Source organism: Nocardia sp. CA-119907 (assembly GCF_050955995.1).
Taxonomy (GTDB): Bacteria; Actinomycetota; Actinomycetes; order Mycobacteriales; family Mycobacteriaceae; genus Nocardia.
In genome coordinates, this window is record NZ_CP192091.1 from 5,750,060 (window position 1) to 5,764,995 (window position 14,936).

A 14,936-nucleotide genomic window follows, 5' to 3' on the forward strand; every position below is an offset into this window, starting at 1 on the left:
ATGTCGCTCATCCACGGCGGAGTGCGGTTCGTCCCGACCCGCGCCGGGATCATCAACCTGTGGGACTACCGCGACCAGGAGTACTGCTTCGCCGACGGCAGGCTGGTGCTGCGCGGTCCCAACGGTTCCGGTAAGACCAAGGCCCTCGAGGTGCTGTTCCCGTTCGTACTCGACGGCCGGATCGAACCGCGCAGGCTCAACCCGTTCGCCGGCGAAGAGCGCACCATGAAGTCCAATCTGCTGTACCGCAAGCAGGAATCGGCGTATTCGTATGTGTGGATGGAGTTCGCGCGCGGTAAATGGGACGATCCTGAGGTCGTCACCATCGGCATCGGTATGCGCGCCACCCGCTCCTCCGATAAGGTCACCCGCTGGTATTTCGTCGCCGACGGGCGTGCGGGCGTGGACTTTTCGCTCATCGGCCCCGACGACCGACCGCTCACCCGCAAGCAGCTGGCCGAGCAGATCGGCACCGACGCCATCGTCGACCGTCCGGTCGAATACCGCAACGCGATCGACGCGCGCATGTTCGGCCTCGGCACCCAGCGCTACGACCAGCTGATCAACCTCATTCTCACGCTGCGCCGCCCGCAGCTCGCGAAAAACCTCGATCCGCGGGGACTTTCGCAGGCGCTCACCGACGGTCTGCGCCCCCTCGACGAGCAGCTGATCCTGGACGCGGCCCGCTCGTTCAGCGATATGGAGGAGGTCGGGCGCACGCTGGAGAGTCTGGTCCACGCCGACACGGCCACCAGGTCGTTCGTCGCGGTGTACCGGAAATACCTTGCGGTACAGGCGAAGACCGATGTCGACCAGGTGCGCACCCGGCTGGACGCGGTGACCCACGCCAGCACCGCACTGTTCGCCGCCACCGCACTGCGCGAACGTCGCGAGGCCGAACGCACCGCCGCCGAGGCGCGCGCCGACGACGCCGACCGTGCCTACGAACAGGCCCTCGCCGACCGGGAAACCCTGCAGCGCTCCAGCGCCTACGAGGGCAAACAGCAGCTCGACGATCTCGCCGACGCGGTGCGCCGCCTGGAGACCTCGGCGGGCGTGCACCGGGATAAGGCGCTCAAGGCGCGCCAGACCCTAGATCAGCGTGGCCAGGAGGCCGAGCGCGCCAAGGCGGCCGTACAGCACGCGGCGGCCGCATTGGCGCGCGGTGAGGACGAGTTGCGTGCCGCGGCCGAGGAGGCGGGCATCACCTGGTCCGGATCGGCCGACCAGGCGCGTGGCGACCAGCTCACCGCGGCGGTCCGCGGGCATGCCGAGGAGCGCGACGCCGACGTGCGCGCGGTCCGCAAGGCCCTGGGGCTGATGGATTCCGCTACGGCCGAACGAACCCGGGCCGAGCAACTCGCCGAACGCGCACGGGCATCGCGCGAATCGGCCGCCGCCGAAGTCTCCGCCGCCGAGGCCGCCGTTGTACTGGCACGCACCGAAGCCGCCGGCGCACTGCGCACTTGGTGGGATGCGCATCGGGAGATCTACTCCCCCATCCGGAAAGGCCTGTTCGAGGCCCTCGACGCGGCATTGGCTACCGCGGGCTCCGATGAGGCCGCCGGTGTCGCCGAGGTGCTGGCCGAACGCGCCGAACCGCTGCTCGACGACATTCGCACCCGCCGTCAGGAAGCGCGGGCCAGCGCCGCGCTCGCCGGTGACCGTGTTATCGCGCTGCGCACCGAACGCGACGCCGTCGCGGCCCAACGCGATGAGGCCCCACCGGTTTTCGCCGCCCGCGCACGCAATGCCGAGGGTCGTGTGGGTGCTCCGCTGTGGCGGCTGGTCCGCTTCGCCGATTCGGTGACTGCACAGCAGGCCGCGGGCATCGAGGCCGCCCTGCATGCCGCCGATCTGCTCGACAGCTGGGTCTGCGCGGAATCCGAACGCCCGGACTACACCTCCGATCAGTTCCTGGTTCCGCTACCGCCCGAGGCCCGGCCATCCGGGCGCACGCTCGCCGATGTCCTTGTCGTCGAGGATGATTCGGCCGACCTCACGGTGCCCGCGCAGGTCGTCGCCGCTGTTCTCGCCTCCATCGCCCTGTACGACGACGACTCCGATCTCGGCAGCGAGGTCGCGGTGAGTACCACCGGCGGTTTCCGCCAAGGGGTGCAGGTGGGACGCCATCACAAGCCCGAGGCCGAATTCATCGGCGCCACCGCCCGCGCCAAGCGCCGCGAAATCCGGCTCACCGAACTCACCGCCGCGATCGAGGCAGCCGAGCAAGCCCAGCACCAGGCGCAGGCCGATGAAGCCGCCGCCGCTGCCGAACTCGCGCGAATCTCCGCCGCCGCCAAGGCATTACCGCGTCCGTCCGCGGTGACCGCCGCGCTGCGCGCGGTATCGGAATCGGCGGGCATGATGCGCTCGCGCTCCGAGGTGGTGGCACAGGCCGAGCGCGACCTCGACCAAGCGGTGGCCGAGGCGTCCGCGGTCGAGAAGAAGTTGCGTTCGGTCGCCCAGGCGCACCGCACCCCGCGCGATGCCCGCGACATCGATGCCCTCGCCGCCGCCATCCGCCATTTCGAGAACACCGGAACCGGCCTGCTGCGGCTGCGCGCCGACCACGAACGGGAGCGCGAACGCGAACGCGAGGGTTCGGACCGCTTCGATGAGGCCCGCGATCTGGCCGAGGCCTTCGCCGAGGAGGCCGAAGCCGCCGATGCGGGTTACCAGGAACAGCTGCGCAAGCTCGAAATGTTGCGTGAGGCACTGGGTGCGGGCGCCGCCGATATCGATCGCGAACTCGAACAGGCCCGCGCCACGATCGAGGCGACCAGGGCGGAGCAGAAGGCCGCACGCAAGGCCGCGAATGCGGCGATCGAGGCGATCGGTGACGCCGAGGCGGCCTTCCGTACCGCGCACGAATCACTGGGCACCGCGCTCACCGAGGTGCTCGCCGATGTGAAAGCCCTCGCGCCCTACGCACAACCGGATCTGCTCACCTTGCTCGGCGCTCCCGCCGACAGCCGCTGGCCCAGCAGCGACGCCGCCTGGTCGACTCCCGAACAGCTGCTCTACCGCATTTCGACGGCCGGACCGGAGGCCGAACCGCAGGTCCTGCCCGACGAGGTCGCCGAACTGTTCGACAATCTCACCGCCGCGACGTCATCCGTGCGCGCGGGCGAGGCCGCCCGCAAATCCACCCGCAGCGCGGTCACCGCGGCGCTACAGGAATTCGACGCCGCGCTCGCCGGTTCCGGCCGCGACTACCGGCTGCAATGGGATGCCGCGGACGGGCTGACCGTGGTCCAGGTCCAGGACGACAACGGCTTGTCGGCGCTCGCGGATTTCGCCACCCGCATCGAAGCCGCCCGCCGCGATCAGGAACTGCTGCTCACCGACGCCGAACGCCGCATTCTCGAGGATGCGCTGCTCACCGGACTGGCCCAGCAGATCTACGAACGCACCAGCGACGCACGCGATCTCATCGCCCGCATGGGCGCGGAGATGAAACAGCGCCGCATGTCCTCGGGCAATACGATCGGCGTGCACTGGGTCCTGTCCGACGGTCTCTCCGACGCCGCCCGCGCCATGTGCAAGCTGCTCGACCGCGACGCCTCCTCGCTCGTCGCCGACGATCTGGCGGCGATCCGCGCCCATTTCGCCGCCGAGATCCGCGCCGCCCGCGCCGCACATCCCGAGCGTTCCTATCCCGAAATCCTCGCCGCGACACTGGATTACCGGACCTGGCGGGTGTTCTCGTTCACCCTCATCTCCGCCGACGGCAGCGAGGACAAGCTGACCGTGGCCCGGCACAGCGCGCTGTCGGGTGGTGAGCAGTCGGTCTCACTGCATCTGCCGCTGTTCGCGGCCGCGCACGTCATGCTCGATTCGGCCGATCCGCAGGCCCCGCGCCTGCTCGCGCTGGACGAGGCCTTCGCGGGCGTCGATGACAACGGCCGCAGCGAATTGCTGGGCCTGAGTGTGCAATTCGACCTCGACCTGTTCATGACCGGCTACGACCTGTGGATCACCTATCCGCACGTCCCGGGCTGCGCGCACTACGATCTCGCGCACTCGGCGGCCGAGAACACCGTCAGCGCGACGCTATTGGTCTGGGACAGCGGTGATCTGCTCGCCGAACACGATGGCACCGACCTCACCGCGGCCCTCGGCTCCCCCAACCGCCGCCGCGTCCCGAACGGGATCGAAGGCGGCCTCACCCTCGACAATATGCCGGGCGCTCCCGCCCCCGTTGGCTGAAACCCGAATGGATAGTAGTGTCTTCGAGCTCCACCCCGCCCCACCGCAAGGTCGCCATCGCCACCCTGGTCGGCACCACTCTCGAGTGGTACGACTTCATGCTCTACGGCACGGCGTCCGCGCTGATCTTCAATAAGCAGTTCTTCCCAACGCTGAGCCCCGCCGCCGCGACGCTGGCGGCATTCAGCACCTTCGCCGTCGGCTTCGGCGCGCGCCCGATCGGCGGGCTGCTGTTCGGCCACTACGGCGACCGGATCGGCCGCAAGACCACCCTCGTGGTCTCGCTGATCCTCATGGGTGTGAGCACCACGCTGATCGGCGCGATCCCCACCTACGACAGCATCGGATTCTGGGCTCCCGCACTGCTTGTCGCACTGCGACTGGTGCAGGGCGTCGGACTCGGCGGCGAAGGCGCCGGTGTGGTCGTGCTGTCGATGGAGCACGCGCCGCGCGGGCGGCTCAACCGGTACGCCAGCTTGCCACAGATGGGTACACCGGCCGGACTGGTGCTGGCCAATGCGATCTTCCTCGGCGTCAGCGCGCTGCTGCCGGAGTCGGCATTCCTGTCCTGGGGTTGGCGAATTCCATTCCTGCTCAGCGCGATGCTCGTCATGGTCGGGCTCTGGGTGCGGCTGGGCATCACCGAATCCGCGGACTATGCCGCCCTCGTCCGGCGCGGCGAGGTCGCGACCTTCCCCCTGCGCGACGCCCTGCGGGTGGGGCCCGTTCGACTGTTGCTGATCCTGTTCGCCGCGATCGCCACCTCGGCGGTCGTCTATATCTTCATGGCATTCACCCTGAGCTACGGCACCAAAGCACTCGGATTCAGCCGGAACTTCCTGCTACTCGGCGTCATCATCGCCGCGCTCGTCTGGGCCGCGACCATGCCGCTGTGGGGCGCGCTCGCCGACCGCAGCACCACGCGTCGGGTATTCCTGGCGGGCACGGCCGCGCTGACAGTGTGGTGCGCGGTCTACTTCCCGCTGCTGAACACCGGAAACAAGGCGGTGGTTCTGCTCGCGCTGCTCGGCATGGGCGTCACGCTACCGATCAGCCACAGCGTCGGCGGAATCATTGTCGCCGAGATGTTCCCGGCGTCGGTGCGCTATTCGGGCACCTCGCTCATCGTGCAAACCTCGGTGATCCTCGGCGGAGCGCTGGCACCGCTCATCGCGACCGCGCTGTGGACCGCTGGCTCGACCTCCACGGCGGTCAGCTGCTACATCGTCGCCGTCTGTGCGGTAAGCACGATCAGCACGGCCGTATTGTGCTGGGCGCTGCCGAATGGGGCATCGCACACCCAGAATGAGATCGCGGTGCCGGTGCCCGTCCGCTGAACCGCGGCCCGACACGGTCGCGCGGCTGTGAGAGACCGGCGCATCGTCTTGGACTGTGCGGGTTCAGGTTCTGCCGAGCAGGGAATCCGATCGATGCCGGTCGGCTGAAGCGCATGGCCAGCACCGAGTCGGCAACGATCGGATGACCTCCTGGCTGGATGCGGGGCTACCACCCGAGCAAACTGCTGAGCCACGGCGGAATCGGAATCGATGGCGGAATCGGCAGGACCGGCACGACCGGCGGATTCGGCAACGACGGCACGGGAGTTCGGCCGCCGCCGTCGCTCGCATCCGCGCGCAGCGCCGGGCACGCCCCGCCCGGTGTGGTGACGAGTTCGAAGTGCCACCATTCATTCTGATAGATCCGGCACAGGCCCCAACGGTTTCCGTTCGTCTCCAGCCACTGCGCGCCGGCCTGCGGCCCGACGTCGATCGCGCGGCCCTGGACGTGCGTCGACTCATTGGGCGGCAGCACCCAGCGGCGCGCCTCTTCGGGACTGCCGTAGGTTCGCACCCCGTCGTCCCACAACGCCTGCTGCTCGGCGGGCGTGCGGTATCCGGAATTGATGTACAGCGGGACACCTTCGGCATGCGCCTGGTTCTCCGCCAAGGTGTACGCCGTGGCGAGCCCCGGCTCCAGTCCCTCGGTCCCGCTCGCGTTACCGGCCACCTCGCGCTGTTCGACCGGTGCGGCGGCCGCGATGGGCATGGCCAGCCCCGCGGCGACGATCACCGGAAACAGTGCGGCAGGTATGCCCAGCCGGGCACGACGCGTCAGCAACATGGCAGCGATAGTAACGGCCCTGTCGCGAACCACTCCGCATCTACGCCCGGCCTCCACAGCGGGCAGTCATCCTCCGGCGACCCCCCACCCCGACCACGATCGCCGATAGCAACACACCGGCGAATGCGCGGACACTGCCGCGTCCGAACAGACACCATTCACATAGCTTTCCACATATACACAGCACAATAAGTCACCAATGTCCGAAACATCCGGTGCCACGTCCGATTTGTCGCAGCGGAAATCCTGCTGTCCACAATGTATTCCAGTGTTGTGGATCACGATCACCAACTCCCAGCTACCGTCGAGAAACCGCAACGCATCCGCCGTCCCAGACAACAGCTCCCACGAGCAGACCGACTGCGCCTGTGCCCCAGGAGTTTTGCCCGTAAGCCGACTGACCCCGCACACAAAAGCACCCTTTGTCGGGATCCGCAGGCACAAAGGGTGCGAATCCTGACAAAGGGTGCAGATTTCGACTGGGGTGCGTAGGACGGGGCCGCAACGCCCTTGTGGAAGGCTCAGCCGGGACGCGCCCACTCCGGGCGGCGAATCGTCTCCGCCGCTTCACGATTGCGATCAATGCGCTCTACGATCTCCGACCCGTGCGCCCGGGCATAGGCGATCGCGATTTCGATCTTGCGCGACTGCAGATCCGATTGCTGACTCAGTACGGCGATCCGGCGTTCCACCGGCCCGTCGAGTTCCTGTAGGCGTGCAACGACTTCCCACACATCCGGCCCGGCGGCCAGCGCCGCCCGGCGGTCGGAGATGGGACCTCGAAAGACGATTCCGGGATGGTCGAGCTGATCGAAACCCTCCTGGATGAGACGGTTGAGTAGTGCGGTCGAACTGGTCCCCTCACGAGCGGCGCGTTCGGACAACCTGCGGCTGGCCGATTCCGAGATACGAACCAACGTACTCATAGCCCTCCTCGACCTCCATCGACACCAGTGCGGCGATGTACCCGATTCAAGAGTGCCTTGCTTCGAGGGCAATGCCACCCCGGCAACCGGGGTGACATTTCCGTGTCCGCACCAATGCCCTGAGGACGGTCGAGCGCCGCGTCCCGCGGCGATCCGACCCGTTCGATCGAACGCGAATGCACTCGCCGCCAAAACTGGGCCGGAGGGGAAAACACCTGTCGCAGACCGGCAATCGCAGAATGTGCGATATATCACGGCTGACGCCTGAATATTCGACCCCGTCGAACCCGTAATGTCCGGTTATGGCTTTCTTCGTGCCCATTACCGTCCGCGCTTATGAAATCGATATCAATGGCCACCTGAATCAGGCCGTCTACCACCAATATGCCGACCATGCGCGCTGGGAGCAGCTGCGCGTAGCCGGCATCCAGCGAGAGAAGATGGTCACCGCCGGGATCGGGCTGGTGGTGTTGGAATCGAATATCAAGCACCTCCGGGAACTGCACCTCGGCGACGAAGTCACCGTAAGCTGCGAATGCCAATGGAGTGGCGGCAAGATCTACCGGATGCACCAGAAGATCCAAAAGCTGGACGGCACCGATTCCGCACAATTCGACGTGGTCGGCGGCGTCCTGGATCTGGCGGCCCGCAAGCTCGTGGCCGATCCGGCCGGGCAGCTGCGCAAGCTCGCCGAATCACCGGAAGTGCTCGGCCTTTAGATACCTACCCGCCACTCCGAAATTCTCTCGGCCACTGGATGATCGGCGCCACGGGGTCGGTGAATGTCGGGCCGCGGAATCGATCCGGCTCGGCCGCCCGCTATGCGGGCGGCCACCTTCATAATTGTGACTCCTCAGGCTGGTGATTACAGCAACTGTTTCAACTACCTCCGAGTCTCGATCGCACGATCCGGTACTCACACGCGGAACTCTCCAGCAGGTTGTAGACATCGGAGCCGGGCAGCCCGAGGATATTGTCGAGGATCGGATTCCGCGTGTCGGAGCCACTCCGGTGCCGCGCCATCGCATTTCGCGATGCGAGCACATTCTGGGTGATGTCGCGGTCGGACTCGATGACGAAGCCGAGCGTCTCCAGAGTGCTGCGTACTTCTCGCCACCGGCCACCGAACAACATGTCGGTGTGCAGGAACCATCCGCCCGGCCGGACCAGCCTGCGAACCTCCGACAGAAACGACCGCATGCTCGGATAGGTGTGTGAAGATTCGATATTGGTGATCACATCGGCCGATCCCGCATCGAGCGGCACCGCTTCCGCATCGCCGGTTTCGAATCGCATTCCCACAGCCCGGTGTGTTCGACGGCAGTAGGCAATCGCCTCGGGGGAAAGATCCACTCCGGTGACGACGGCTCCGAGCCTTCCGGCCATCAGGCTCGCCGGTCCGCCACGGCCACATCCGATGTCGACCACCGCGCGATTCGCCAATTCGAGCGGGCCGACGAGTTCGAACACCAGCCGCATGGAATCCGCACCGGGAACGCCGCCGGGCACATCCAGGCGCGCCTCGTCGGGTCCGCCGAGACTGCGGTATCCGTAGTTCAAAAAGTGTGTCGAGTTGCCGCCCGGCGCAGAGTTCAGGTACTTCGAAATGCCGTCGTACAGCTCCTGGTATTTGCTCTTGATCTTGGTATTGGAACCGTCGGAGTCGCTTTGCGGGGTGAACGCAGGCATCTTTCACTTCCTCCCGACGATGAGCAGGGTCGGGTCATCCGCTATGCGGCTGACGCTGACATTCGACAGTTCCAGCTCGTCGGCCAGCAGGCGCGCCTCGTCCAGATCCAGACTCTGTCCCGCGATGAACGTCCTGAAGTGCAACAGCACAGGTAGCCGGGCCAGGCGCGGCAGGTTCGCCCGCGCAATGTAATTCGAGGCACTCGGAAAGGTACAGCCGCGATCGATCTCGAGCACCGTCAGCCGGCCACCCGGCCGCAGCACGCGAACCATCTCGGCAAGCCCCCGGGCACGGTCCCCCCAGTGCTTTATCGAACCGACGCTGACGACGGTCGAGAAGTGGTTGTCCGGGAATTCGAGGTCTTCGGCCGAGCCGACCTGAAAGCGGACACGCTCCGCCACCCCGTCCACACGTTCCCCGGCGCGTGCTACCTGATCGGGCGACAAGTCCACGCCGATGACCCGGACATCCGGGCTACGCCGGGCGATCGCGATCGCCAATTGCCCACCGCCGGAGCCGACATCGAGTACCGAGCCTCCAATCGGCACATCGGCCAGCAGGCTCTCGACCAAGCCGGCCTGATTCGATCGCACCGCGCGTGCCATTGTGCGGTCGTAGAAACTCGATTCGATGCTCGTATAACGCGTGGTGATATCTGTGGCAAGTCCCATAGTGTTCTCCCAAGTGATCTGCTGTATCGCACTGGCTCCGGCCGCGGCCGCTCATCGCGCGCTTCGCGGAGCCACCCTGGCCTGTGTCCAGCCCGCGATTTCCTCGGCCACCTCGGCGGCGCCGTCGATCACAACGTTGAAATGATCGAACTGCACGGGCCGGAGATCGTGGACGTCGTGCCATCGCGTCGTCAACGGCAGTTCGATGGTTCCTTCGTCGGATGGCCTGGAACGCGGCACCGCACACTGAATCTGTAGCACCGGTGCGCCGATCTGCTGGCCGTCGATCGATTTCAGGTAATAGCCCCAGACCGCTCGTGCGGTCAGCCATGCCTCGGCCTCCTCGGGTTGCTCGGCAAACATGTCCGAGAGGAGGGGCAGCCGCTGCGCCAATGAGCCGTCCATGATGAATTCTATTGGAGCGCCCCACCCATCTGTAGTCGGCAGGTAGCTGTCGAGCATGATCACTCCGTGCAGATTCGATGCGCCGAGGGCCTCGATCCGCCGGGCGACCGCATAGGCGATAACACCGGCGGAGCTATAACCGCTCAACAGGAACGGATCGCCCTGCGCCACCTCGAGCACCGCCTGCACCAGGAACTCCACTGCGATCTCCAGGTTCTGCGGCAATTGCTCGTCCGCGGCGAAGCCTGGCAGTGGCATCTCGACGACCTCGAGCCGGTCCTGCAGATGCGGCGCGATCTTGCCGTACTGCCGGATGCCACCGGTCAGCGCCGGGATGGTCAGTGCGATGAGGCGCGGGCCTGAGGCGCTGGTCGAGAGCGCCTCCGGTGCCGGCGTCTTGCCGAGCGCTGCCAAACTGTCGAACGTAGGGCGGAGGGCGGCAGCGGCATTCAGGAATTGGAACCCGGCCTCGTACCGACCCGACTGGAATGCCGCTATCAACCACGTCCACACCCCGTCGCGTTGCCTCGGCGACGCGCTCGTGCCGACACCGTCTTTGCCGATCGCGTCCAGCACCTGCTCGCTCAGCTCGTGCAGATTCTCCGACTGCGCGATGATGGTGGGCGCCACCTTCACGCCGGTGTATCTGGTGAGCATGCTCTGGATTTCGAGCATGCTCAGCGAATCCATTCCCATCTCGACCAGTGACCGCATGGGATCGAGCGCCTCGGGACTGCCGTAGCCGAGCACCGTGGCGACGATCTTCCGGATCACCTCGGGTAGCTCGTCCGGACGTACGGACCGATCGCCGCCGAGCTCCCGGTCTCCCACGAGGTGCGCCCCGCGCCGGGCTTCGGTCGCAATGTTCGCCAGCAACGGTGGCACGTGCCCGCTCGCCAGGTGCGTGTGCGGCGCTGGGCCGATCTTGATCGGGACGAGCAACACAGGCGATGCCTCGCCGAGAGCCGCATCGAACACCTCGCCGATCTCCGATGCCTGGAACTGTTCGACCCCTTGCCGCCGAAGGCGCTCCAGCGGCAATTCATCGACCAGCGCACCGAATCCGACACCCTCGACGGGACCGACGGACAGCGCGACCGCGGACAGTCCCATGGCTCGGCGCTGCTGCGCGAGCGCATGCAGAACGGCTCCAGCGGCGGCGACGGGCGCCTGCGCCGCAGAGTAGACGAGCCCACTCGCGGACGACAACGTCACGAACAGCGTCTCGGCACGATCCCGGATCAGTTCGTGCAGGTTGATCGCTGCGTCGATATTCGGAACCAGGCTCGCGGCAACGGTTTCGGCGTCGGTCCCGGTGATGAGAGCCGCGTCGGCCCCGTCCGCAGCGTGAATGACACCGGTCAGCGGGCGCTCGGCAGGAATCTCGGCCAGCACCCGCTCCAGGGCCGACCGATCCGCCAGATCACACGCCACAACCCGCACCAGCGCACCGGATTCGGCGAGTTCAGCCACCAATGCCGACGCACCCGGCGCCGTCGGACCGAGACGACTCACCAGCACCATATGCCGCACCCCGTGCTCGGCAACCAGATGCCGCGCGACCAACGCGCCCAGCCCACTTGTACCGCCGGTCACCAGCACCGTGCCATCGGCGGCCAGCTGTCCGGAGCCACTGCCCTCCAACGTAGTCCGAGCAGGAATCCGAGCCAGCCGCGGCGCCGACACGCGACCGTCCCGCACCAGCAGCTCCGGCAGATCCGACCCCGCCAGCACCTCCGGATCCACCGAACCATCGGTGTCCACCAATACGAACCGGCCCGGATTCTCCGCCTCCGCCGAACGCACCAATCCCCACGCCGCCGCCGCGACCGGATCCGAGGCCCCCGAACCGGGCAGCGCCACCGCGCCCTCGGTGACCACCATCAACCGCGAACCGTCGAACCGATCCTCGGTCAGCCACCGCTGCACTACCCCCAGCACCACACCCACTTGTGCGCGCACCGGCACACGCGTCGGCACTCGGAAGACCACCACATCAGCCGGTGCTGCCGACTTCGTAACGGATTCCCAATCCTGAAGCACCGCACCGGTAGCGGCGATAGGCCGCACTTCATCCCAGACCACCTCGAACAACCAGCCGTGCGCAGGCATGGTCTCGTCGCGGCCGGTAGCACCAGGAGTGGCCACCGTGAGCGCGCGTGCGGTCCGGGTGGGCCCGGTATTCGGTCGCGCCGCCCGGTGTTCGGGCGCCTCGAGCCAGTAGTTCTGGTGCTGGAAGGCGTAGGTCGGCAGCGAGATCCACCGCCGAGGCGCACCGAGCACAGCGGACCACGCAACGGGCACGCCGGTGACGAACAGGGTGGACAGCGCTGTGAGCACCGTGACCCGCTCGCCGAGGTTGCGCCGCAGCGTCGGCACCGCCGTCGCCCCCGCCCCGTCCAGCTGTCCGCTGAGCATGGCCGTCAGCGTCGTACCCGGCCCGACCTCCACGGACCGGCTTACCCGCAACTGCCTCAGCAGACCGACACTGTCACCGAATCGGACCGGCCGCCGCACATGCCGCACCCAGTAGTCCGCGGTTCCGTAGTCATCGCCGGCCAGTTCGCCAGTGAGATTCGAGAGGATCGGAATCCGGGTGGGAGAGTTCACGATTCCCGCCAATTGCCTAGCGAACTCGTCGAGCATCGGCGCCATCAGCCCCGAATGGAAGGCATGTGACACTCGCAGGCGGCGCGACCGGCGGTCGACAGCCGCGAAGTGCGTCTCCACCACGGCAATCGCGGCCTCGGTCCCGGACACTACGACGGCGCGCGGACCATTCACCGCGGCGATATCCGCACCCTCCGGTAGCACCGCCGACACCTCGTCCACCGAGGCGTCCACCGCCAGCATGGCCCCGCCGGCCGGAAGTGCCTGCATCAATCGCCCACGCGCGCCGACCAATCGGCAGGCATCCGGCAGCGACAGCACTCCGCCCACGTAGGCGGCCACGATCTCGCCGATCGAATGGCCGATCAGGTAGTCCGGTCGCACGCCCCAGCTCTCGAGCAGCGCGAACAGGGCAACCTCGACCGCGAACAGCCCAGCCTGCGTGAAATCCGTTCGTGCCAGCAATGTTCGATCGGCACCCCAGATCACTTCCCGCAGCGGCCGAGGCAGGTGCCTATCGAGTTCCGCGACGACCTCATCGAATGCCTTGGTGAATACGGGGAACTCGGCATGAAGGTCACGCCCCATGCCGGCCCACTGTGCACCCTGGCCGGGAAAGACGAACACGGTCTTGCCCGTCGCCACCTGCCCTTGTACGACACCGGCGGCCGGGGATCCCTGCGCCAATGCGGACAATCCCGCCGATAGCTCGTCGCGGCCGCTACCGAGTACGACCGCACGGTGCTCGAACGCCGACCGCTGCAGGAGCGCTGCCGCCACATCAGCGACATCGACCCCCTCGTTCGCCGACACGAACTGCCGCAACCGCTCCGCCTGACCCGCAAGCGCAGGTGCGCTCTTGGCCGAGACAATCCATGCGAGCACTGGCGAATCCGGCTCCCCCGCAACGGAAGTGGTCGGTGCCGGGTCGGTTTCGGGCGCCTGCTCCAAGATCACATGCGCGTTGGTGCCGCTGATACCGAACGATGACACACCCGCCCGTCGCGGCCGACCCGCCGGAACATCCCACGCCCGCGCCTCGGTCAGCAACCGCACCGCACCCACCGACCAATCCACATGCGACGACGGCGCATCCACATGCAACGTCCGCGGCAGCACACCGTGCCGCATCGCCATCACCATCTTGATCACCCCGGCAACACCAGCAGCAGCCTGGGTATGACCCATATTCGACTTGATCGACCCCAACCACACCGGATCATCGCTAGGCCGCCCCTGCCCATACGTCGCCAGCAACGCCTGTGCCTCGATCGGATCGCCCAGCGCTGTCGCGGTTCCGTGGGCTTCCACAGCGTCCATCTCGCCGGCCGACAACCCCGCACTCGCCAGCGCCGCACCGATAACGCGTTGCTGTGACGGACCATTCGGCGCGGTCAAACCATTGCTCGCACCGTCCTGATTCACCGCCGAACCACGCACCACCGCCAGCACCCGCCGACCATTGCGCCGCGCGTCCGAGAGTCGTTCCAACACAAGAACTCCCGAACCCTCCGACCACCCCGTGCCATCCGCCTGGTCCGCGAACGACCGGCACCGGCCATCCGGCGACAACGCCCGCTGCCGGCTCATATCGATGAAGACACCCGGCGTTGCCATGATGGTCACACCGCCTGCCAGCGCCAGCGTCGACTCTCCCGACCGCAGTGACCGGCACGCCAGGTGCAGCGCAACCAATGACGAGGAGCAGGCGGTATCGATCGTCACCGCCGGCCCCTGCAGGCCCAACGTGTAGGACACCCGGCCCGTCGCGATACTGCCCGCACTACCGCTGCCGAGATACCCTTCCAGCTCCGAAGGACCGGGCCCCCATTGCAGTCCGTATTCGTGGTGCATTATCCCTGCGAAGACACCGGTCGCGCTGCCGTGCAGCGAAACCGGATCGATGCCAGCGTCTTCCAGTGCCTCCCAGGATGTTTCCAGCAGCAGCCGATGCTGGGGATCCATCGCGACCGCCTCGCGCGGGGCGATGCCGAAGAACCCGGCATCGAATTTCCCTGCGTCGTACAGGAACCCACCTTCGCGCACGTAGCTTTTCCCCGCGGCTTCCGGATCCGGGTCGTACAGCCCGGCCAGATCCCAACCGCGATCCGTGGGGAAATCACCGACGACATCCCGGCCTTGCGCGACCACGTCCCACAGACCGTCCGCCGACCGCACCCCACCTGGGTAGCGACAGCCGATACCCACGACGGCGATCGGCTCCCGGCGCAACAGTTCATTTTCCTTCGCGGCGGCGCGCAAGGCTTCGACTAGGTTCTCTCTGGAAATGGGCATCTGCTC

General features: G+C 66.9%; 7 protein-coding genes and 1 pseudogene. 3 read left to right on the forward strand and 5 right to left on the reverse strand.

The window, feature by feature from the left end:
* Positions 1-4,212 carry a TIGR02680 family protein gene (locus tag ACQP2D_RS25410; RefSeq protein ID WP_433678418.1) on the forward strand — a complete coding sequence of 1,404 codons (4,212 nt, stop codon included), beginning with the start codon at positions 1-3 and terminating at the stop codon, positions 4,210-4,212.
* Positions 4,213-4,229: 17 nt separating this feature from the next.
* Positions 4,230-5,549, forward strand: coding sequence for an MFS transporter (locus ACQP2D_RS25415; protein ID WP_433678420.1), 1,320 nt, complete (start codon positions 4,230-4,232; stop codon positions 5,547-5,549).
* 166 nt (positions 5,550-5,715) lie between these two features.
* On the opposite strand, the gene ACQP2D_RS25420 is transcribed toward ACQP2D_RS25415, so the two are convergent.
* The gene (locus ACQP2D_RS25420; RefSeq protein WP_433678421.1) at positions 5,716-6,333 is read right to left on the reverse strand and encodes a M15 family metallopeptidase; all 618 of its coding nucleotides are present in this window, start codon (positions 6,331-6,333) and stop codon (positions 5,716-5,718) included.
* A 521-nt stretch (positions 6,334-6,854) separates the two neighbouring features.
* A complete protein-coding gene (locus ACQP2D_RS25425; protein ID WP_433678422.1) occupies positions 6,855-7,259 on the reverse strand; it encodes a hypothetical protein in 405 nt (134 codons plus the stop codon).
* Positions 7,260-7,561: 302 nt separating this feature from the next.
* Here ACQP2D_RS25425 and ACQP2D_RS25430 point away from each other — a divergent pair, with 302 nt between their 5' ends.
* On the forward strand, positions 7,562-7,978 hold the full coding sequence (locus tag ACQP2D_RS25430) for an acyl-CoA thioesterase (protein WP_433678423.1): 417 nt from the start codon (positions 7,562-7,564) through the stop codon (positions 7,976-7,978).
* Positions 7,979-8,138: 160 nt separating this feature from the next.
* On the opposite strand, the gene ACQP2D_RS25435 is transcribed toward ACQP2D_RS25430, so the two are convergent.
* From ACQP2D_RS25435 to ACQP2D_RS25445, 3 genes and pseudogenes are all read right to left on the reverse strand, one after another.
* Positions 8,139-8,948: a class I SAM-dependent methyltransferase gene (locus tag ACQP2D_RS25435; protein ID WP_433678424.1), complete on the reverse strand. Its 810-nt coding sequence runs from the start codon at positions 8,946-8,948 to the stop codon at positions 8,139-8,141.
* 3 nt (positions 8,949-8,951) lie between these two features.
* Positions 8,952-9,647, reverse strand: a complete 696-nt coding sequence (locus ACQP2D_RS25440; RefSeq protein WP_433685761.1) for a class I SAM-dependent methyltransferase — start codon at positions 9,645-9,647, stop codon at positions 8,952-8,954.
* Between the two features lie 78 nt (positions 9,648-9,725).
* Positions 9,726-14,930 (reverse strand): annotated as a pseudogene (locus tag ACQP2D_RS25445) (SDR family NAD(P)-dependent oxidoreductase); the annotation flags it as partial.
* Positions 14,931-14,936 lie beyond the last annotated feature (6 nt).